Genomic DNA, 17901 nt, shown 5'->3' with positions numbered 1-17901 from the left:
GGCCGCCGGCGGTCACCGCCTGCGGCGCTTGGCCACCGGCGCGCTGCGCACCGGAGGCGCGGCCGAGGCCGTGATCTGCTCGGCCCGCTCCCACACCCTGTGCATGCCCAGCGCTGCGGTCAACGCCTCGCCGAAAGCGCGGTCCGCCTCGGCGGACACCAGGACGCCGGGATCGGAATCGGAGATACCGGCCGCCGTTAGGGCATTCACCCCCGAACCCCAGGCGCCGACCGGTTTGCAGTGCCGGTAGGCCTCCTGCAGCAGCACGACCAGTTTGATGTCGGGGGGCGTTTCGAGACCACCCGCGACGATCACGGCGTCGAACTCGATGGATCGTGCCGTGAGCAGCGTGCGCTCGACAACGAGGCTGCGCCGCCCGTTCTTCAGGGTGCCACCGGTGGGTGCGGTGACCAGCGGGATGGCGCCTGCCTTGAGCAACGCCTTGACCAGCTGCGAGATCCCGGCCAGATCCGATTCGGAGTCGGCGATGATGCCGACCTGCCGCCCGGTGATCGGCCCTGGGACCGTGACCACCTGGGAAAGCGCGGGGGAGGGCGTCACGTCGGCGGGCGGGTTGCCCTTCGGGGCGGGAAGCCCCAGCCCCGCGGCCACCTGAGCGCACAGATCGGCGTCGACATTCGCCAACACCTGCAGTTCACGCTCCTTGACCGACTGCTCGTAGCACTTGCCCAACTCGAACGTGAAGGCCTCGATCAGGTGCACTCTCTCGACCTCGGTCAGGCTGCGGTAGAACATCGCGGCCTGGCTGAAGTGATCGTCGAAGGACTGCGGCTGTGCTCGGACGACGGGGCCCTCGACCTCGCGCGGTGTGGGGACGTAGCCGCCCTCGTCGGCGGTGGCGACTTCGGGCAGTCCGTCGTCGAGGCTGTTGCGGCGGTACGGTGCCACTCCGGTGTGCACACCGGTCTGGTGCATGCCGTCCCTCAGCATGTCGTTGACGGGGCAGTGTGGGCGGTTGATGGGCAGTTGCGTGAAGTTCGGCCCGCCCAGACGTGTGAGCTGCGTGTCGAGATACGAGAACAGTCGGGCCTGCAGCAGTGCGTCATTCGTCGGTTCGATGCCCGGCACCAGATTGCCGACGTGGAAGGCCACCTGCTCGGTTTCGGCGAAGAAGTTCGTCGGGTTGCGGTTCAGCGTCAGCTTGCCGACGAGGTGGACCTCCGCGAGTTCCTCCGGCACGATCTTGGTCGGGTCCAGCAGGTCGATGCCCGCGAAGGTGTGGGTGCCGTCGTCCGGCATCACCTGAATCCCCAACTCGTACTCCAGGAATGCGCCCGCATCGATGGCGTCGGCCATGTCCCGGCGGTGGAAGTCTGGGTCGCATCCCGCTGCGATCTGAGCCTCCTCCCAGACCAGGGAGTGCACACCGGCCACGGGCTTCCAGTGGAACTTCACCAAGACCGTCTGGCCCTTGGCATTGGCCAGGCGGAAGGTGTGCACGCCGAAGCCCTCCATGGTCCGGAACGACCGCGGGATGCCGCGATCACTCATGTTCCAGAACACGTGGTGGGTGGCCTCGGGGTGCAGGGACACGAAGTCCCAGAACGTGTCGTGGGCCGACTGTGCCTGCGGTATCTCCCTGTCCGGGTGCGGCTTTCCAGCATGGATGACGTCGGGGAACTTGATGCCGTCCTGGATGAAGAAGACCGGAATGTTGTTGCCGACGAGGTCGAAGTTTCCCTCGCTGGTGTAGAACTTCACCGCGAACCCCCGGGTGTCGCGGACGGTGTCGGCCGATCCGCGCGACCCCAACACGGTCGAAAAGCGGCAGAACACATCGGTCTTCGTGCCCTTGGCGCCGAGGAAGGCGGCCCGGGTGTAGCGCGATGCGGTGCCGTAGGACTCGAAGACGCCGTGTGCGGCGGCGCCGCGCGCATGTACGACACGTTCGGGTATGCGTTCGTGGTCGAAGTGAGTGATCTTCTCGCGCAGGTGGAAATCCTCCAGCAGCGTGGGTCCGCGTTCTCCGGCCTTGAGCGAATGATCGGTGTCGGGAATCCGAAGTCCCTGTGCGGTGGTCAGATAACCGCTCGTGCCTGGGCCGACGGCGCCCTGCAGATCGGTGCCGGGAACCGGCGTGGTGTCCTCGGGCTTCGGGGCGGCGGCCATATCTCCTCCAGCGTCGGGGGGCTGCGCCATGCTGGGACGGCCCGCGCAGGATGGATGGCGCGGGTCGACGGGCGCCCCTCCGAGATACCCGCAGTGTCCGGTGCGCAAACTCGTCGGGCGGTATTCGTCACCGTCGCCGCAGCCGGTCGGTGGTGCCCGACGTGGGGAGACCGACGCCCTCGAAGGCCCGCAGCCGCCCCTGCATGGGGGCCAGGGTCCCGGGACGTGAGGCGCTGAAGAAGGGCAGGCTGGCAACAACGCATCGGGTGAGCGGTGATGCCAGCCTGTGCGTCGAAAATCGTTGGGATGAAAGAAAGACTGCGGGATGTGGCCACGGCGCAGTGCACCGTGGCCACATCCGCGCACCGTCAGGTGTCGGCGTCCACCGTCGTCGGTTCGATCGAGCGGGCCTGTGACGAGTGGGAGACTTCGATGCGCCTCGACTTGGCGCGTTCGGCCAGCGGGATCGTGATCGTGAGCACGCCGTTCTCGTAGGTGGCGGTGATCTTTTCGGCATCGACGCCCTCGCCCAGCGACAACTGTCGCCGGTAGGTGCCGAAGAACCGTTCATTGGACAGCCACTGGACGGATTCCTCGGAGCGGGCGGTGCGATGCGCCGTGATGGTCATGGTCCCGTTGTCGACGCCGACGTCGACCGATCCGGGATCGACACCCGGGAGGTCGGCGGTGAGGACATAGTGGTCGTCGACCTTGTACAGGTCCATGGGCATGAATCGGGGCGCGCGACCTGATCCGGTCTGGTTCGTCAGCAGTCCCCGGGTGATCGAATCAAGGTCACTGAAAGGATCAAAACGGAGCACAGTAATCCACCTCCTCGACCATGAAAGCCCGCCACCCTGGCGGGCGACTCAATCACTGTGCAGGGGTCAGATTAGCACTCTCATACCGAGAGTGCCAGACGTGTTTGGCAGTTTTTTCTCCGCTCCGAATTCCCGAAGGTGTTCCTCCGCAGGGACATTGGCCCCGGTGTCAGCCGGTGAGGGCGTATCTGCTGAACAGGAACTGCTCGTGTACCAGGACGTGGCGCAGCGAAAGATTCCCGGGGCGGGGCAGGGTGCTGATCGTCGAGGCGGCGCCCACCGGCTGAGTCCCGGCCAACCTGGGGGCCGTCGTCACGCAGAGTTCCGTGAGCAGGCCCGCGGCCACCAGCTCGTTCAGCAGGGTCGGGCCGCCCTCGCACAGGATCCGTCCCATGCCCGCGTCTGTCAATGCCTCGATCGCAAGGCTCAGATCGACGTCCTCGTCGCCGGCCAGAACGACTTCGCGGCGTGTGTCGGGGCGCAGGCCGTACCGTTTCACCGCCTCTGTGCTGGTGATGAGGATGGGGCGCTGCGTCGGATCATCGAACAGGGACTCGGGCAGGCGACCGGTGCGACTCACCACCGCGATGGGTGGCAGCGCCGTCCTGCCGTCGGCTGCACGTTCGGCCCGCTGTTGTTCGGAGAGTCGCACGGGTCCGTACCCCTCGGCCCGGGCGGTGCCCGCTCCGACGAGGACGACGTCGGCGTATCCGCGGAGTTCGCCCAGCAGGCGCTGGTCTGCAGGGCAGGAGAGTGGTCCCGCTCGACCGGCGAACGCCGCGGCGCCGTCGGCGCTGAAGATCATGTTGGCCCGCACTCCAGACGGTGCGTCTCGATAGAACTCACGCAGCCTCGTGCTGTCGGTGATGGTCTCGACGAGCGGTTCTTCTGTCCGGCTCACGCGTCGTGGCCCGGTTCCAGGTCGCGCACGTCGGCGAAACTGATCCAGTTCTGCAGGCCGTCGGGCGCCGTGCCGGCGGTCGGCGCCAACAGATGCCCGACGTGGTCTCCCAGGTCGAATCGGTCACGGATCTCGCCGACGAACCACGCGGCGGCCCCGTCGAGTATGGGCAGTCCGGCGGGCCCCTCGTGCCACTCGCATTGGTCGAACTTGTTGACCCGGTCCCCGGTCTGGCTCCCGAAGAGGGCCGCGAGGCCTTCGGCTTCGCGGCCCAGCAGGTGCACGGCCAGATGCGATGCGTCTTGGGCGACGCGGTAGGTGCGGTTCCGTCGCGACAGGCCGACGAGGAAGCGGGGCGGATTGATGCTGGTCTGGCTGGCGAAACCGACCAGACAACCCGACGGGCCGTCATCGCTCGCGGTCGTCACCACGAACACCGGATAGTCCAGCGCCGCGACGATCTTCTCGAACGGCTCAGACGCGCCCTCGTTCGTCACTTCTCCCATCCCTTCGGCTACGCGTGAGTGTCTCGCGGGAACACCCCGGCACGGTGTGCTTCGCACCGACGTGAGTCCTCGCTTTCATCCCGTCAGTCGGACACTGATACCCCGCCCAGCGCCACGGGTAACGCAACTGTGAGGCGTCACAGGTCGGGTGCCTCGGTGAGGTGCCGGGGTGGGAAGCTGCTGATGGTGGCTGTCGCGCGTCACCGCTGTCCGCCCCGCATTCTCAAGGAGCCTCGTGTTCTTGGTCGTCCTCGCAGTGATCCTGGCACTCATGCACGCCTACCTGTGGAAGCGCCTCGTCAGGGACACCACAGCACCGGGTCGGGCCCGCCGGTTCGGCACCGCGGCCATCGTCATCGGGGCGGTCCTCCTCGTCGGTGCACTCGTCGGCCCCCGCGTGGCCGGACTGACGGGCGCGGGTTGGTATGCCTGGCCGGGTTATCTGTGGTTCGCGCTCGCGGCATATCTGGTCCTGGCGCTGCTGGCCTTCGAACCGGTGCGGCTGGTCCTGCGGCGCTGGACCCGCCGCACTGTGCCGGAGAGGCTCGAGACACCCGAGTGCAAGGCCACGCTGGATCGCAGGCTCTTTCTCGCGCGGACCGGCGCGGTCGCTGCGGGGGCGGTGTCGGTAGGACTCGTCGGCGTGGGCGCCGCGACGGCACTGGGCAGGCCGGACGTGCTGAACGTGCCCGTCCGCCTGCGTCGGCTGGACCCGGCCATGGCCGGCTTTCGGATCGCGGTCGTATCCGACATCCATCTCGGCCCGCTGGCCGGGCGCGCGCACACCGAACGGATCGTCCGGATGATCAACGAGGCAGAGCCTGACCTGGTCGCGATCGTGGGTGACCTGGTCGACGGCACAGTGGCCGAACTGGGTTCTGCCGCAGCACCATTACGTGACTTGGCCCCATCTGAGGGGACATTCTTCGTGACCGGCAACCATGAGTACTTCATCGAGGATTCGGTGTCCTGGCTGCGGGAACTCGAGCGCCTCGGAGTGCACACGCTCAGCAACGAAAGCACGCCGATTCGGCGCGGGCGCGGGGCGTTCACCCTTGCCGGGGTCAACGACGTCGTCGGTGCCCGGCGGGCCGACGGGCCCGATTTCGACCGGGCGCTGGCCGGCGCGGACCCTCTCCGGCCGACGGTGCTGCTCGCACACCAGCCGGTGCAGGTGGCCGAGGCCGCCCGGCGTGGGGTTGATCTGCAGTTGTCCGGCCACACCCACGGCGGGCAGATGTGGCCCTTTCATCATGTTGTGTCGATGGTGCAACCGTCCCTCGCCGGGTTGTCGCGGGTGGACTCCACCCAGCTGTACGTCACGCGGGGGGCGGGCTTTTGGGGTCCGCCGGTGCGGATCGGAGCCCGGCCGGACATCACCGTGGTGTCGCTGCAGCGCGAACACGATTGACCCGGCCGGGCCACGATCTGCGGTGCTACTTGAGCATGCTGCCCGCGTCGACGGTGACCGGAAGCCCTGTGATGTAACGGGATTCGTCGGAGGCCAGGAACAGCACGGCGTTGCTGACGTCGACGGGCTCGACCCAACCGACGGGCAGCACGTGCATGAACTGCGCAGCGACGGCCATATCGTCTGGGCCTGGGTTCTCCAGATCGGGACGGAACAGCTTCATCGTGCCCTCGTTCATGAACAACGGGGTGTTCACGTTGGTCGGGCAGACGGCGTTCACGCGGATGGAGTGCTGGCCCAGCTCGACGGCGAATGTGCGCATCAGGCCGATGACACCGTGCTTGGCGGCGATGTAGTGGCCCGTGTGCGGGTAGGGCTTGAGGCCGCCGACTGAGCTGGTGAGGATGATCGAACCGCCCCGGCCTCCCGAGAGGAGATGCGGCACAGCGGCTTTGACGGACTTCCAGACGCCCGAAAGGTTGACGTCGATCATGTCGTCCCAGTCACTCTGGCTGGTCAGGTCCAGGGTCTGGCCGCCGTTGCCGATGCCGGCGTTGGCCACGACGATGTCGAGCCGACCGAGCTGTTCGACGCCGCTGTCGACCGCGCTCTTGACGGCGTCGTAGTCGCGGACGTCGACCTCCGCGGTGACGATGCGCCGGTTCAGGGCCTTGACAAGATCTGCGGTCTCGGCCAGATCGTCAGGACTGGCGGCCGGGATCTCCTCATTGGTGCTGATGCGCTTGCACACATCGATGGCGATGATGTCGGCGCCTTCTTCGGCCAGTCGCACGGCGTGACTGCGCCCCTGGCCGCGTGCTGCGCCCGTGATGAACGCAACTTTTCCTTCTACTCGTCCGCCCACCGGGAATACCTCGCTTCTGAGATGTGGATGTATTGGTCGATCGATCAGGAAGCGTGGCACCAGCGGGGGGGAAGTGTCAACCATGTGAGGCGGGGTCGGTGTCGGTCGGACCGCCGAATCGCCGGCCTCGGGGTCCTCAGGACCTCGGGGACGGCGGATTGGATTCAGTGCCGTGCGGTGGCTGCGCCGACAGTGCGGCCAGCTGACGCGCAACGAGTTCACGCAGTTCTCGATGGCCCAGCCTCACCCCGACGGCCTCCTCGTTGCTCAGGCTGCGGGCGGTCTGGGCGATCAGCATGGACACCGCGACCGGCGGAAACTTGGACAGATCGAGTCCGCGGGTGCGCAGTGCGACCGCGACGGCGGCGGTCTCAATGTCGCGGACGCGTTCGGCGTAAGCCTTGAGTTCTGTGCGAATCACCTTACGGTGGTTGGCAAGTGCCATGAATTCGGTGTTCAGCACGGTGGCCCTGGGGTCGCCGTTGAGTGACCACAGTGCGGTCAGCGGATCGTCGTCGTTGAGGGCCTCCCGCATACGTTCCAGCGAGGCCTCCGCCCCTGACCGCAGCACTTCCACGAACAGGTCGTCCATGGTGGGGAAGTAGTAGTAGACCAGGGCCTGCCGGACGCCGGCCTCGGCGGCGATGCGGCGCGAGGTGGCCGCGGCGTAGCCCTCGTCGCGCATGAGTTTGGCGGTCGCGTCGATCAACCGCTGCCGCGCGTTGACGTCGGTGGCTCTGGTCTTTCGGGGGGTGGCCACTTCAGTGCGTCCTCAACGCGGGTCTCCTTGACCGATTTCGGCGCGCCGTGCTAAGCATGCTGCATTCTAGCAATTTGATCGATCGATCAGGGGCGAAGGGGTGTCGCAGTGGCGGGACACAGGAGAGTCTGGGTGGATCCCCACCTGTGTGAGGGGCATGCGCTGTGCCTGGAATCCGCGCCCGCGCTGTTCGATCTCTCCGACGAGGAGGTGGCGGTCTGCGTCGAAGCCCCCTCAGACGAAGAGCAGTGGCAGCTGGCACTGGCTGCCGTTGACGCGTGCCCTCGCGGCGCGATCAGCGTCATCGACGAACAGTGCTGAACACACCATCGACTCACGAAAGGACGGCCCGTCCATGACGGACCTGGCAGCAGCCGACTTCTTCTCCGACCCCGATATCGCTCAGAACCCCTACGGCTACTTCGACGCGTTGCGTGAGAAGAACCCTGTCTACCGTGAACCGCACTACGGCGTGGTGGCCGTGACGGGTTACCAAGAGGTCATGGCGGCCTTCAAGGACCACGACACGTTCTCGGCGGTCAACGCCATCGGTGGACCGTTCCCGCCGCTGCCGTTTGAGCCGGTGGGCGACGACATCAGCGATCTCATCGAGGCGCATCGCCACGAGTTCCCCATTCATGAGCACATGGTCGTGATGGATCCGCCTGCGCATGAGAAGGCCCGTTCCCTGCTGAGCCGGCTCCTGACGCCGCGTCGGCTCAAGGAGAACGAGGACTACATGTGGCAACTGGTGGACCACCAACTCGACCAGTTCATCGACAATGGCCGATGCGAGTTCCTGTCCGAGTACGCCAAACCGTTCGCCACCTCGGCAATCATCGACCTGCTGGGGGTGCCGGAGGAGGACCGTCCCGAGTTCCTGGCCGCCCTCGGCGCGGGTGAGCCCCGAGAGGGCAACCGGGTGGGGGCGCTCGACGGTGAACCGGTGGGCCTCGACCCGCTGCAGTACCTCGACGACAAGTTCGCCGGGTACCTCGCCGAGCGGCGCCGCCAGCCGCGGGAGGACGTGCTGTCGGGGATGGCCACGGCGCTCTACCCGGACGGTTCGACACCCGAACTCATCGAGGTCGTCAAGCCCGCCACGTTCCTGTTCGCGGCGGGGCAGGAGACCGTGACCAAGCTGCTCAGCGCCGCCGTGCTGGTGCTCGCCGACCGTCCCGAGTTCCAGCAGAGGCTGCGGGAGAACCCGGACGGCATCCCGACGTTCATGGAGGAGGCGCTGCGGATGCACTCGCCGACCAAGGTCGACTTCCGCCTGGTGCGCAGGACCACGACGCTGGGCGGCGAGCGGCTTCCGGCCGGGACGATCGTGATGCTGTGCCTCGGGGCGGCCAACCGTGATCCCCGAAAGTTCGACGATCCCCACGAGTTCCGGCCGGACCGTAAGAACGTGCGGGAGCACATCGCGTTCGGTCGCGGCATCCACACCTGTGCCGGGGCTCCGCTGGCACGCGTGGAGGGCCAGATCACGATCCGCCGGATGCTGGATCGCATGAGCGAGATCCGGCTCGACGAGAACGTGCACGGCCCCGCCGGTGCTCGCAACCTGCGTTACGAGCCGACCTTCCTGCTGCGTGGTCTCAGCGAGCTGCGCATCGAGTTCACCCGGTCATGAGAGTTCGGCCGCCCACTCGGCGCTGACCCTCTGCTTCTGCTCTTCGATGACCTGCGCGAGATTGGCGCCTTTGGGCCAACCGTAGTGCGCGGCGAAATGCAGTGCCAGCTCGTCCATCTCGTCGAAGGACACGTCGCGGCTCTTGAGCGCCGCGTACACGTGGCTCATGATCGGGTAGGGCGCGTCCTGGAAGGCGACGCACGCCACCGTGATCAGGCGGCGCTCCTTCATGCCGAGGCCCGGGCGCAGCCACATCTCACCGAACACGAAGTTGAGGATTCCGGCGCCGTGGAACGGATTGTCGCGAGTCGGCGCGTAGGGCAGGCAGTTGACGTCCTGGAACGCCCGCTCGCCGGCTGTGAGACGCTCATCGGGGTCGCTGGCCGTCGTGAGCGGCAGCAGTGGCTCGGATGCCGGCACCGGCACTCCGCGCTCGCCGTGGATGCGGGCCCACTGCTCATCGACGACCATGTTGAAGCGTGACGCCTTCGGCCAACCGGCGTACACCGCGAAATGGAGTACTGCTTCCTGCATTTCGACGATGGTCAGGTCCCCGCTGTTCAATGCCGCGTACACGTGATCGCGCAACGGTGCCTCGGCGTCCGCGGCGGCCACGCACGGCAGCGTGACGAAACGCCTTTCGCGCCGGGTCAATCCGGGCCGCTGCCACACGTCGGCGAAGACGAACTCGAGCATCCTGGCTGTCGTGGGCGAGATGTCCGCCGGTGCCGGAACGGTCATCACCTCGGCGAACGCCTTTCGGCAACGGTCGGTGCGGCTGGCGTCGGTGGTGGTCATAGGTGTCCGTTCTCGGTGCTGCTCCCGCTCACAGCTTGTTGCAGAATCCGGCGTCGACGGGGAACGTCACGCCGGTCACGTACTTCGCGGCATCGGACACCAGGTAGGCGATCGCCGCGCTGATGTCCTCGGGTTCCAGGAGGTCGACGGGCATGGGGTTCTTCAGGTGGGGCCCGCCGTCGGGATAGGCCTCCAGGAACGCCGTCATGGCGGGGTTGACGGCCATCATGGTGTTGACCGCGGTCGGGTGCACGGTGTTCACCCGGATGCTGTATGGCGCAAGGGCGTTCGCCAACGCCCGCATGAGTCCGACGAGTCCGTGCTTGGAGGCCGCATAACCCAGTCCGCCGCCCTGCATGCCGCCGAAGCCCCGCAGTCCCGCGGTGGAACTGGTGAAGATGATCGATCCGCCGCGCCCGCCGGTGATCAGATGGGGGATGGCGGCTTTGGCGGCGTGGAACGATCCGGACAGGTTGACGCCGACGACGTCGTTCCACATGTCGAGTTCTTCGGCGATGTCAATCTCGCGAAATGCCGTCGGCGCGATGCCGGCGTTGGCGCAGACGATGTCGAGGCGACCGAAGTGCTTGACGCCGGCGTCCATCGCATTCCTGACTGCGTGGAAGTCGCGGACGTCGGCCACCGATGCGAGCATCGTGGAACCTGCCGCCTCGACGAGTGCGACGGTCTCGTCGAGTTCGTCTCTGGTCGCCATCGGATAACCGTTGGAGGCGATGTCGGCGCAGATGTCGATGCCGATGACGGCCGCACCATCGGAGGCCAGGCGCACCGCGTGACTGCGGCCCTGCCCACGCGCGACCCCCGTGATGAAGGCGACTCTGCCGTCGAGAGGACCCATGAAACCTCGCTTCGCTGCGGGTGGGAACGCGGAGTAACCGTGTTACTGGGCGTACTGTAACCGCGTTACTCGGCGGCGACAAGGGGTGCTCAGCGGTGGACGAAGCTGGCGGAGACGCCCGGGGCGAGGACCGGATCCTGGTCGTCGTCATGGAGATGCTGGAGACCGACGGCTATGAGGCCGTGCAACTGCGTGAGGTCGCGCGGCGGGCGCGCAGTTCGCTCGCAACGATCTACAAGCGCTACGCGACTCGCGACGAACTGATCCTGGCGGCGCTGCAGGCATGGATGGAGCGGCACCGTTACTCAGCCGTGGCCCCGTTGCGGAGTCAGCCGGCCAGCTCGCTCTACGAGGGGCTGATGGAACTCTTTCGCGCGATCTTCGAACCCTGGGAGCGCCACCCGGGGATGTTGGCGGCGTACTTCCGCGCCAGGTCGTCGCCCAACGGTCAGCAGTTGTTCCGCTTCGGCCTGGACTTCGTGGCACCCGCGGGTCGGGAGATCCTCGACGGCGTGGACCCCGCGTTCATCGCGGATCTCGACACGGTCGTCTCCAGCGTGGTCTACGGGCTGCTGGGACGATTCGCGGCCGGCGAGATCACGGTGACCGAGATCCTGCCAGCGCTCGACCGCACGGTGTACTGGATGACCCGCGGTTACGCGGCGAGCGGGCCACCGTGAGCCGATGACGGGAGCGCGCCTGTCAGGGTCGAGGGCCGGCACCACATCGCGATGCCGATGCAGAGCGCGGCGGCGACAGCGAAGGCCGCGTAGACGCCGAGGACATCGGCCGTCCCACCGAGCACCGCGGCAGCGATGGGGCGCGAACCCAGGAAGCCCACCAGCCACAGCGCCATGATGCGGCCGCGCAATTCTTCGGGTGCACGTTCCTGCACGACCGTGCTCAGGCCCGTCATGGCCCAGCCGAAGCCCAGGCCCGCCAGCGCGAACCCCGTGATGGCGACGGCCGGAGCCGAGGCGGCCGCGAGCACCGCGCACCCCGCACCAAGGCCGATCAGGCCGATCGATGACACCCGAGCCGAGGCGATCCGCCCGCGCAGCAGCGCCAGCATTCCCATGCCGATCGCCGCACCGACGCCGAACACCGCCGACAACGTCCCCACCAGGCTGGGTCCGCCACCGAGCGCGTCGGCGATGGACGGCGTCAGCGTGATCGACGAGTCGGACGCGACGCCGACGGCCGTGACCGCCAGCAGCGACAACAGCAGAGGGCGGTCCCTCATCACATACCGGACCGCGACCCGCACGCGGTAGTCGGCGCCCTCGCGAAGCGGACGCGGCGCCGGGAACCGCACCACGATCAGAAGAAGCGCGAAGAGCAGATGCAGGCCCGTGCTGACCGCGAATGCCACGGCGGGCCCCAGCTGGGCTGCGAGGTAGGCCCCCGCCGCAGGGCCGATGATGCGGCCGATCGTCATCGGCATGCTGTTCAGCGCCATGGCCGTGGACAGCTCACCGGGACGGATCAGGTTCGGCACGATCGACTGCATGGCCGGTCCACCGGCCACGAAACCAAGTCCCACCAACAGCGAACCGATCAGCACGGGCATGGCCGCCGGCATGCCGTGCAGTTCTGGCGACACGAAGAACCAGGCCGCGGTCGACCCGGACCCCGCGACGCACAGGAGCCTGCCGACAAGGATCTGGCGGGCCGGGTTCCCGGTGTCGGCCCACTTGCCGCTCGTCGGGGTCAGGATCAGCTGAGGGCCGAACTGCATGACGCCCACGAGACCCACCATCAGGGCCGACTGCGTCGCGTTGTACATCACGATCGCCGCCACGATGCTGTGTGTCCACACCGCCACGACGGAGAACACCTTGCCCCAGAAGAGCACACCGAAGACTGGGTCGAACATGAGGCCCACTGCGTTGCGGGGCTGTGTCCGACCCAGACTGTGCTTCTCGTCGGCTGTCATGCCCGGCCCCTGCTCGGGACGGGCTCGCGGCAGCGGACGTACCGCGGATGGATCACTGAATATACATAGCACATCAATATTTATTCGCCGTTTGGTGCTGGCCGGCTGGCGGGGACGGTCCGCGCGCCGCAGGCGACCCATGGACCCAGATCGGGTTCCGGTCGCCGGCGTCGGCGCTCCACCACGTCATCGCGCGGGCTGCTCCGCTGCGGGTCAGGATGCCTGGCCACGGGCCTGCGGGGGGTGGCCGGCGATGCCGCGACCGGTGCTGCGGAAGAGAACCCGGGCCGCGATGGCCACGGCGTGGTCGGCGAACCGCTCGTAGAACCGGCCGAGCAGAACCATGTCGACGGCCGTCGACACCCCGTGGTGCCACTGCGGGGACATCACGGTCGCGAAGAGACCGCGGTTCATGTTGTCCATCGCCTCGTCGTCGTCGCGGATGCGGCTGGCCCGAACCGGATCGCCGTCCTCGATGACCGCGGCGGCGTCCTCAGCGAGATCGGTCGCCAGGTTCCCCATCTCGGCGACCTGCCCGACCACCTCGTGAGGCAGAACCGGGGTGGGGTGGAGCCGTCGCACCGCGCGGGCGACATGGGCCGCGAGTCCCCCCATCCGGTCGGCGTCTGACGCGATGTGTACGGCCGCCACGACCGCGCGCAGGTCGCTGGCCACGGGAGCCTGCAGCGCGAGCAGTGCGAGTGCATTGTGCTCGACAGTGCGCCTCATCAGCGACAGCTCGTCGAGCATGGACAGTGCCCGTTCGGCGGAGTCCAGGTCCACCGCGACAAGACCCTCGGTGGCGAAATGCATTGCCGCACCTGCCGTGTGGCACATCTGCGCCAGGTCCGTGTTGAGTGCGTCCAACTGCCGGTGAAATTCAGAGCGCACTGCGCTTCTCCTGTCCTGGCTGGGCGGCGGTCACGCGTGGTGATCGATGCCACAACAAGGAGATACCCACAAACCCCCTGGTTGTACGCCTCGACACCGACGGGGTTTCGCGCGCGGCGGCCGGGTGGGTGCACGCTGACCTGGGGATGTGCCTCCACGGCGCCCGGCCAGTAGACTCGCGGCTGCCGGCGGAGCCGGTGCGCCGCTCAATGACGTTGTGGCGCTGACCAGTTCAGGTGTGCGCGAGTCGGTCTCGTGCGTGAGGCGTCCCGGCGCCCGCTCTGAAGGTGACGAATTCCTTGAGTTCTCCTGCGCGAAACCTGTGACGACCAACGCCGCTAAGGACTGCAGTTTGCTCCCCGAGCCACCACGGCACGCCGCGCAGGTGCGCCGGCGACATGTTCTGAAACTGCCCCTGCTGTTGGCGCCCGCAGTGGCGCTGTCCCGGCCGGCCGTGGCGTCGGCAGCGCCGAACCGCTGGTCTCCCGAACGCGCACGTCGCTGGTACGACCGGCAGGGCTGGCTGGTCGGCACGAACTTCATCACCTCCAACGCGGTCAACCAGCTGGAGATGTTCCAGCCGACCACCTACGACGCACTGCGGATCGACCGAGAACTGCGGTGGGCCCGGTTGGCCGGACTGAACACCGTGCGGGTCTTCCTGCATGATCAGCTGTGGGCGCAGGACCGCGCCGGGTTCCAGCGGCGACTGGCGCAGTTCGTGACGATCGCCGCTCGGCACCGGATCAAGCCGATGTTCGTGCTGTTCGACTCGTGCTGGGATCCCGCGCCGAAACCCGGCAGGCAGCGGGCGCCTCGGCCCGGCGTACACAACTCCGGTTGGGTGCAGAGTCCCGGGGCTGCCCGCCTCGCCGACCGCCGCCAGCGGCTCCTGCTGTGCGACTACGTCATGGGCGTCTTGACACAGTTCCGCGACGACGATCGGGTGCTGGCCTGGGACCTGTGGAATGAGCCCGACAACCCGGCCCCGCAGTACAAGCGGCATGAACGGGCCGACAAGGAACAGTTGGTCGCCGACCTGCTTCCCAAGGTGTTCCGCTGGGCCCGAGAGGTGGCCCCGTCACAGCCCCTGACCAGTGGAGTCTGGGAGGGGAACTGGTCGGATCCAGCGCGTCGCACGGCCGCGGCGGCCATCCAGCTCGCTGAATCCGACGTGATCTCGTTTCACAGCTATGCCGGACCCGTTGGCTTTGAGAACCGCATCGCCGAACTCGCGCCTCTGGGCCGGCCGATCCTGTGCACGGAGTTCCTGGCCCGCAGCCTGGGCAGCACCGTCGAGGGCATTCTTCCGATCGCCAAACGGCACAGGGTCGGCGCGTACGCGTGGGGTCTCGTCGCGGGGAAGACCCAGACCAATCTGCCGTGGGACTCGTGGCGACGGCCTTACCCGAAACCTCCGAAGACCTGGTTCAGCGACCTCCTGCACCCAGACGGCTCCGCATACCGGCCGCGGGAGATCGAGCTGATCCGGACGCTGACTCAGAACACCGCCGGGTGAGTGGGGTGGCATCATCGGAGAGCGTGACGTCGCCGGAGCGGCCGATGCCGCCGTTGAACGCTGATGAACGCACGACGCTGGAGAAGTGGCTGGACTTCTACCGGGTGACCTTGGCGTCCAAATGCGAGGGACTTGATGACGAGCAGCTGCGCGCTGCGTCCGTGCCACCGTCGGAGCTGACCCTGCTGGGATTGGTGCAGCATGCCGCGGAGGTGGAACGCAACTGGTTTCGCCGGGTGCTCACCGGCGAGGACGCGCCACCGATTTTCGGACCACGAGATCATCCCGACGGCCACGACGGCGGATTCGAGGTGTCGCCGCAGTCCTCCTACCGGACCGCGGCGCAGATCTGGCAGGACGAGATCGGCCATGCCCGCACCAACTGCGCATCGCGTTCGCTCGATGACACCAGCCCATTCGGTGGCGGCGAGGTGAGCCTGCGCTGGATCTACACCCACATGATCGCCGAGTACGCCCGCCACTGCGGGCACGCAGACCTGATCCGTGAACGCATTGACGGAGCGGCCGGGGTCTGAGCCCGCGCGCTCATGTCCGATCGGCTCGGCCGACGACGGCGTGCCGGAGATCGTCAGTCAACGCGGCCAACGCCGTTTCGCGGTCAGCCGGTCTGCCGCGCAGGATGGCCGATGGGTGCACGGTGGGCACCATCAGCGGATCGAGTTCGACCGGAATCGCGCCAGCGGGCAGATGCAGCACCTCACCGCGATGAGCGGTGACGCGAAAATCGTTGCCCATCAGTGCCTTGGCCGCAGTGGCGCCCAGGAGCACAACCACCTCCGGTTCCACGCTGGCGATCTCGGCGAACAACCAGGGCCGGCACGCCACCACCTCGGTGCGGCTGGGCGTCTGGTGGATTCGGCGCTTGCCCTCCCTGGTGAACTTGAAATGTTTGACCGCGTTCGTCAGATAGACCGTGGACCGGTCGATGCCAGCGGACTGCAGCGCGACATCGAGGATCCGCCCCGCCGGTCCCACGAAGGGCTCACCGGCGAGATCCTCGCGGTCCCCGGGCTGCTCGCCGACGAGCATCACCTGCGCGGAGCGTCTCCCCTGGCCGAAGACTGCCTGGGTGCTGTCCCGATACAGCGGACAGCCACGGCAGTCCTGGACTGCTCGCGCCAATGTCGTCAGTGAGCGAGTGCGCGGGACGAAGTCCCCTGCCCCCGGCGTGCTCATCGGAATCGGTCCTCATTCCTGCACCGTGGCTCGTCACCCTCCCGGTTACCCCCGACGGGGCCGGCGGAACCGTCATGTTTGCGCCGGTCACCGGGCGGGCACGCAGGTCAGGAGACAAAGCGAGGAGATCCCGATGAGTACGACATCGCATTCGGCCCCGACCGCCTCGACGGCGGAGCTGCTCACTCAGCTGTCGTCGCAGACATCAAGGCTCATCCGCGACGAGATGCGGCTGGCGCAGAAGGAACTGCAGCAGTCGGCACGGCACGCCGGAATGGGTGCGGGCCTGCTCGGGGCGGCGGGGGTGGTCGCGGTCCTGGGGGCGGCCGCGTTGGTCGCCGCGGCGATTGCGGCGCTGTCCCTAGTTCTGCCGGTGTGGGCGGCGGCCACGATTGTCGCGGTGGTGCTGTTCATCGCCGCAGCCGTGATGGCCGCGGTGAGCCGCAAGCAGGTTGACCAGGTACCGCCGCCTGCCGCCGAGTCGATCGACAGCATCAAGCGGGATTTCGATGAGATCAAGGAAGCGCGTCGATGAACCCCAACCCCAACCCCGAGCCCGGACCGTCCGCCGACATCGACGAACTGCGTGCCGACATCGACGCGACCCGTCAGCAGCTCGGCGAGACCGTCAGTGCCCTGTCAGACAAACTCGACGTCAAGGGCCGGGTCGAACAGAAAGCCGCCGACACGAAGGCCGACATAGCGCATCGCGCCGCAGAACTGAATGCCTCCGTGAGGGGGCGGCCCGCGGTTCCGCTGGGCGCCGTCCTCGCGGTGGCTGCCGTCCTCGGCGCCGTCATCTGGTTCCGCCGGCGGCGCTGAGCGTGGTCAGGCCGGCAGGCCGGCCGGGCGTTCCGTTCCGCCGACGTAGACGATTCCTGACGGTCTGGCCGCCGACGTGGTCTGCGCGATGACCGACGCGAGGCTGCGGGACGTACGGCTGCCATGGGCCCCGAGCGCGGGAGCGCGCCGGACGGCTGACCGCGGGGGCTGCCGAAGGTCGCCCGAGACCACGGTGAAGTGCACACCTCGACGGTCGAACTCGGGCTTCATCGCGTACAACGTGGTTTCGCCGGCCCGCTTGCTCGCCGCGATCGCGGCGTACCCCTTCGGCACCGCCTTGTGCGGATAGAAGTGGGCCTGGTGGCTGGTGACGAACACGATGTGAGCGCCGGCGGGCATGAGTGGCAGCGCCAGGCGGGCGAGTCGACGCTGCGCCTCCCGGTTGCTGCGCATCGCGCACGCCACACCCGCATCGGCTTCCGGCAGGCTCGAAGCGTTCAGGATCAGCGCGTCGAGACGACCGAACCGGCGTGCGATCGCGTCGAGCATGCCTGCCGCGGCGGCCTCGTCGGCGATGTCCGCGGCGAAGGTCGAAGCCTCACCCCCCGCCGATCTGACCTGTTCGGCGACGAGTTCCGCGTCGGCGTGGTCGGACCGGCAGTGCACGATGACGTGTGTTCCGGGGCGGGCGAAATGTCGCGCGACCTCGGCGCCGGTGCCTCGCGAGGCTCCGGTGACCAGAACGATCCGGGTGCTGCCGTTCGGTTCCATGGGTTCCTCCCGTCGCTCGCCGGTAGTTCGTTGAAGCGCGGTGCGCTGCCCGGCATGTGGAGGCCACCCTACCTGGAAAATAAGAAAATTAAGGCAAAAATAAGATCACGATAAAGT

At 67.5% G+C, this 17901-nt stretch carries 20 protein-coding genes; 8 read left to right on the top strand and 12 right to left on the bottom strand.

The genetic code is table 11. From position 1 onward, the window contains the following. Positions 1-12: 12 nt before the first annotated feature. The 4 genes from A5727_RS22830 to A5727_RS22815 form a co-directional block, all read right to left on the bottom strand. Positions 13-2160: a catalase gene (locus A5727_RS22830; protein ID WP_502687704.1), complete on the bottom strand. Its 2148-nt coding sequence runs from the start codon at positions 2158-2160 to the stop codon at positions 13-15. Between the two features lie 338 nt (positions 2161-2498). Further along, a complete protein-coding gene (locus tag A5727_RS22825; protein WP_068255562.1) occupies positions 2499-2951 on the bottom strand; it encodes an Hsp20/alpha crystallin family protein in 453 nt (150 codons plus the stop codon). Positions 2952-3120: 169 nt separating this feature from the next. After that, on the bottom strand, positions 3121-3852 hold the full coding sequence (locus tag A5727_RS22820) for a pyrimidine reductase family protein (RefSeq protein ID WP_502687703.1): 732 nt from the start codon (positions 3850-3852) through the stop codon (positions 3121-3123). Beyond that, on the bottom strand, positions 3849-4358 hold the full coding sequence (locus tag A5727_RS22815; protein ID WP_068255559.1) for a flavin reductase family protein: 510 nt from the start codon (positions 4356-4358) through the stop codon (positions 3849-3851). Before A5727_RS22815 ends, A5727_RS22820 begins: the two co-directional genes overlap by 4 nt. Before the next feature lie 235 nt (positions 4359-4593). Between A5727_RS22815 and A5727_RS22810 the strand changes: the two genes are divergently transcribed. After that, positions 4594-5769: a metallophosphoesterase gene (locus A5727_RS22810; RefSeq protein ID WP_068255556.1), complete on the top strand. Its 1176-nt coding sequence runs from the start codon at positions 4594-4596 to the stop codon at positions 5767-5769. A 25-nt stretch (positions 5770-5794) separates the two neighbouring features. Here A5727_RS22810 and A5727_RS22805 read toward each other — a convergent pair whose 3' ends face one another. Both A5727_RS22805 and A5727_RS22800 read right to left on the bottom strand, forming a co-directional pair. Next, complete coding sequence (locus A5727_RS22805) at positions 5795-6634, bottom strand: mycofactocin-coupled SDR family oxidoreductase (RefSeq protein ID WP_068255553.1); 840 nt, start codon at positions 6632-6634, stop codon at positions 5795-5797. A gap of 136 nt (positions 6635-6770) precedes the next feature. After that, positions 6771-7394, bottom strand: coding sequence for a TetR/AcrR family transcriptional regulator (locus tag A5727_RS22800; protein ID WP_068255550.1), 624 nt, complete (start codon positions 7392-7394; stop codon positions 6771-6773). 132 nt (positions 7395-7526) lie between these two features. Here A5727_RS22800 and A5727_RS22795 point away from each other — a divergent pair, with 132 nt between their 5' ends. Together A5727_RS22795 and A5727_RS22790 are read left to right on the top strand one after the other, a co-directional pair. Then, entirely contained in the window at positions 7527-7715 is a 189-nt protein-coding gene (locus A5727_RS22795; RefSeq protein ID WP_231992197.1) for a ferredoxin, read from the top strand. A 34-nt stretch (positions 7716-7749) separates the two neighbouring features. Beyond that, positions 7750-9030, top strand: coding sequence for a cytochrome P450 (locus A5727_RS22790; protein ID WP_068255544.1), 1281 nt, complete (start codon positions 7750-7752; stop codon positions 9028-9030). On the opposite strand, the gene A5727_RS22785 is transcribed toward A5727_RS22790, so the two are convergent. Then, positions 9025-9828, bottom strand: coding sequence for a carboxymuconolactone decarboxylase family protein (locus A5727_RS22785; RefSeq protein ID WP_068255540.1), 804 nt, complete (start codon positions 9826-9828; stop codon positions 9025-9027). The genes A5727_RS22790 and A5727_RS22785 overlap by 6 nt on opposite strands. A gap of 28 nt (positions 9829-9856) precedes the next feature. Next, a complete protein-coding gene (locus A5727_RS22780) occupies positions 9857-10687 on the bottom strand; it encodes a mycofactocin-coupled SDR family oxidoreductase (protein WP_068255537.1) in 831 nt (276 codons plus the stop codon). 95 nt (positions 10688-10782) lie between these two features. Between A5727_RS22780 and A5727_RS22775 the strand changes: the two genes are divergently transcribed. Next, positions 10783-11367 (top strand): TetR/AcrR family transcriptional regulator, encoded by a 585-nt coding sequence (locus A5727_RS22775; RefSeq protein WP_286150243.1) that lies wholly within the window; start codon positions 10783-10785, stop codon positions 11365-11367. On the opposite strand, the gene A5727_RS22770 is transcribed toward A5727_RS22775, so the two are convergent. Next, positions 11343-12623, bottom strand: a complete 1281-nt coding sequence (locus tag A5727_RS22770) for an MFS transporter (RefSeq protein WP_068255534.1) — start codon at positions 12621-12623, stop codon at positions 11343-11345. The genes A5727_RS22775 and A5727_RS22770 overlap by 25 nt on opposite strands. 213 nt (positions 12624-12836) lie before the next feature. Then, the gene (gene phoU, locus A5727_RS22765) at positions 12837-13514 is read right to left on the bottom strand and encodes a phosphate signaling complex protein PhoU (protein ID WP_068255532.1); all 678 of its coding nucleotides are present in this window, start codon (positions 13512-13514) and stop codon (positions 12837-12839) included. Positions 13515-13899: 385 nt separating this feature from the next. Between phoU and A5727_RS22760 the strand changes: the two genes are divergently transcribed. Together A5727_RS22760 and A5727_RS22755 are read left to right on the top strand one after the other, a co-directional pair. Then, the gene (locus tag A5727_RS22760; RefSeq protein WP_068255746.1) at positions 13900-15033 is read left to right on the top strand and encodes a glycoside hydrolase 5 family protein; all 1134 of its coding nucleotides are present in this window, start codon (positions 13900-13902) and stop codon (positions 15031-15033) included. 23 nt (positions 15034-15056) lie between these two features. Further along, a complete protein-coding gene (locus A5727_RS22755) occupies positions 15057-15569 on the top strand; it encodes a DinB family protein (protein ID WP_231992196.1) in 513 nt (170 codons plus the stop codon). Between the two features lie 10 nt (positions 15570-15579). Here the strand turns inward: A5727_RS22755 and A5727_RS22750 are convergent, their stop codons facing one another. Then, a complete protein-coding gene (locus A5727_RS22750) occupies positions 15580-16230 on the bottom strand; it encodes a UdgX family uracil-DNA binding protein (protein WP_157521528.1) in 651 nt (216 codons plus the stop codon). A gap of 133 nt (positions 16231-16363) precedes the next feature. On the opposite strand from A5727_RS22750, the gene A5727_RS22745 reads away from it, so the two are divergent. Both A5727_RS22745 and A5727_RS22740 read left to right on the top strand, forming a co-directional pair. Next, the gene (locus tag A5727_RS22745) at positions 16364-16765 is read left to right on the top strand and encodes a phage holin family protein (protein WP_068255523.1); all 402 of its coding nucleotides are present in this window, start codon (positions 16364-16366) and stop codon (positions 16763-16765) included. Continuing rightward, entirely contained in the window at positions 16762-17052 is a 291-nt protein-coding gene (locus tag A5727_RS22740) for a DUF3618 domain-containing protein (protein ID WP_068255520.1), read from the top strand. The genes A5727_RS22745 and A5727_RS22740 overlap by 4 nt, the downstream gene beginning before the upstream one ends. A 6-nt stretch (positions 17053-17058) precedes the next feature. Here the strand turns inward: A5727_RS22740 and A5727_RS22735 are convergent, their stop codons facing one another. Then, on the bottom strand, positions 17059-17784 hold the full coding sequence (locus A5727_RS22735; RefSeq protein WP_068255517.1) for an SDR family oxidoreductase: 726 nt from the start codon (positions 17782-17784) through the stop codon (positions 17059-17061). Positions 17785-17901: the final 117 nt, after the last annotated feature.

The sequence above is a fragment of the Mycobacterium sp. ACS4331 genome (assembly GCF_001667265.1).
Classification (GTDB): Bacteria; Actinomycetota; Actinomycetes; order Mycobacteriales; family Mycobacteriaceae; genus Mycobacterium.
The sequence above is the reverse complement of the archived record's forward strand: the minus strand, read 5'-3'. Positions and strand labels throughout refer to the sequence as shown.